The 1,839-nt window shown below is 72.1% G+C and carries 3 protein-coding genes; all 3 read right to left on the bottom strand.

All coding sequences use genetic code 11. The features are described 5' to 3' along the window. Positions 1-346, bottom strand: a 346-nt coding sequence (locus WEB03_RS07370) for a PIN domain-containing protein (protein WP_368070302.1), incomplete at its 3' end; no start/stop codon positions are given. Beyond that, complete coding sequence (locus tag WEB03_RS07365; protein ID WP_368070301.1) at positions 343-600, bottom strand: type II toxin-antitoxin system Phd/YefM family antitoxin; 258 nt, start codon at positions 598-600, stop codon at positions 343-345. The genes WEB03_RS07365 and WEB03_RS07370, both read right to left, overlap by 4 nt. A 187-nt stretch (positions 601-787) precedes the next feature. Continuing rightward, positions 788-1,666, bottom strand: coding sequence for an SDR family oxidoreductase (locus WEB03_RS07360; protein WP_368070300.1), 879 nt, complete (start codon positions 1,664-1,666; stop codon positions 788-790). Between the last annotated feature and the right edge of the window lie 173 nt (positions 1,667-1,839).

Raw genomic sequence — 1,839 nt, 5'->3', positions numbered from 1 at the left:
TGGTGTCGTCAGCGACCCGTTCCGCTGCGGCGAGGTGGACGGCGTCGTAGCCGCGCAGCGAACGCTGCTGTGCCAGCTCACCTGCCCGGCGCACGAGCGGGTCGTCCAGGTCCATCAGGTCCAGCTGGGCGTAGAGGTCCTCGAGCGCGTCGACCGCTGTGCGGAGGTTGGCGGCGGCGAGCCGGCCCAGCCGTGCCGCCTGGGCGAGTGCTGCGCGCGCCTCGGCGTAGATCAGTCGGACCGAGGTGAGGTGCTCCGCGGTGTCCCAGACGCGCCCGGCACGCTCCGAACCCGGTTCCTCGATGATCAGCGGGATGAGCGCTGAGGTGTCGACGTAGGCGATCACCGCCGCTGCTGCGCCACGAGGTCGCTCACCGATCCGGCCGCGATCCGGGCAGCTGGTCGGGCGCGGTGGCGGCTGGTTGCGGGTTCGATGATGCCATCGGTGAGGAGCTGGTCGAACGGGCTCGTTCCGTCCACGGGGATCAGCCGTGCGACCGGACGGCCCCGATCGGTGACCGTCAGTTCCTCGCCGGCCTGGACGCGTTCGAGGTACCGGCTGAGGTGGTCGCGTAGCTCTCGGATCCCGGCCTCGGCCATGACTGCTCCGATTGTGGCGTCTTCAGCCTCGCCATAGTAGCCACATCCAAACCCCAGGGTCGACGGGAGCGACGGAACCGGTGGACGACCCCAGCGCGCGCCCGTGTTCCAGCAACGCCGGTCGGAGGATCAGGTCCTGAGGCGGTCGAGGAGCACCTCGTCGAGGCCGCGCTGGAGGCGGTCGAGCTCAGGTGCCGAGGAGGTCGGGCAGCACGTTATCGAGGTCGCGTGGTTGGCGGTCGAGGAGAGCGGTCAGCACGGTCGGGTCGCCGGGGGAGCCGTGGCGGTCGTAGTGGCGGAACATGGCCAGCAGACGAGCTCGGGTCTCGTCGGGCAGATCGGCTCCGGGCCCGGCGGCCCACGTCCCGGGGTCCTGGCGGGTGGCCGTCACGTCGCGCCCGAGGATCTCGGCTGCGGTTGCGGCGACGTCGTCGGGGCTGACCGCAGCAGGGCCGGACAGCTCGAAGGTGGCGTGGACGCCGCGGTGGGCGCCGCGGCCCTCGACCAGCAGCCGCGCAGCCACCTCGGCGACGTCGTCCAGGTCGACCATCGCCAGCGTCGAGTCGGTCGCGTAGGGGACCTCGTAGCGGCCAGCACGCAGCGCATCGGTGTACCCGGCCAGGTTCTGGAGGTAGGCGTTCGGCTGCAGGACGGTCCAGTCGAGGCCGCTGGTGATGACCATCTCCTCGGCGCGCCGCTTGTCGCGGTGGTGCGGCATGGCGGTCAGCTGCGGGTGGATGACCGAGTGGAACACCAGCCGGTTCACGCCCGCGTTGCGGCAGGCGGCGACGATCGCGCCGCCCATCTCGACCTCGTCGGTCGACACGTTCGGGGCGATCGCGTACACGGCGTCGACCCCGTCGAGCGCTCCCGTCAGGTCGTCGACCCGACGCTGGTCACCGACCACCACCTCGACGTCGAGGTGCTCCGTGCCGACGAGGTCCGCCACCCGATCCGCATCCCGCACGAACGCGCGCACGGTGACGCCCCAGCGCCCGAGCGCGGCGATCACCGCGCGGCCGGTCTTGCCGCCGGCACCCGTGACCAGGACGGTCCGGCTGGTCACGGCGAGGTGGGTGGCTCGGCGAGCTCCGCCAGGGCGCGGACGGGGTCGGTGAACACGTTCACCGGCGGGGACACCAGACCGGCGCCGACCTGTCCGGTGCCGGCGACCTTGCCCGCGATGCCGGTGTTGACGAACGGCAGGACCCCGGTCCGGGCGATCCGGGTCACGTCGAT

This window comes from Nitriliruptor sp., from assembly GCF_040882075.1.
In the GTDB taxonomy this organism is placed as follows: domain Bacteria; phylum Actinomycetota; class Nitriliruptoria; order Nitriliruptorales; family Nitriliruptoraceae; genus Nitriliruptor.
Note: the sequence above shows the minus strand (reverse complement) of the source record. Positions and strands in the feature narration are given on the sequence as shown.

Bases quoted from the DNA above. Each gene is read 5' to 3' on its own strand.
- WEB03_RS07365 (WP_368070301.1), bottom strand. From the start codon at position 600: ATGGCCGAGGCCGGGATCCGAGAGCTACGCGACCACCTCAGCCGGTAC.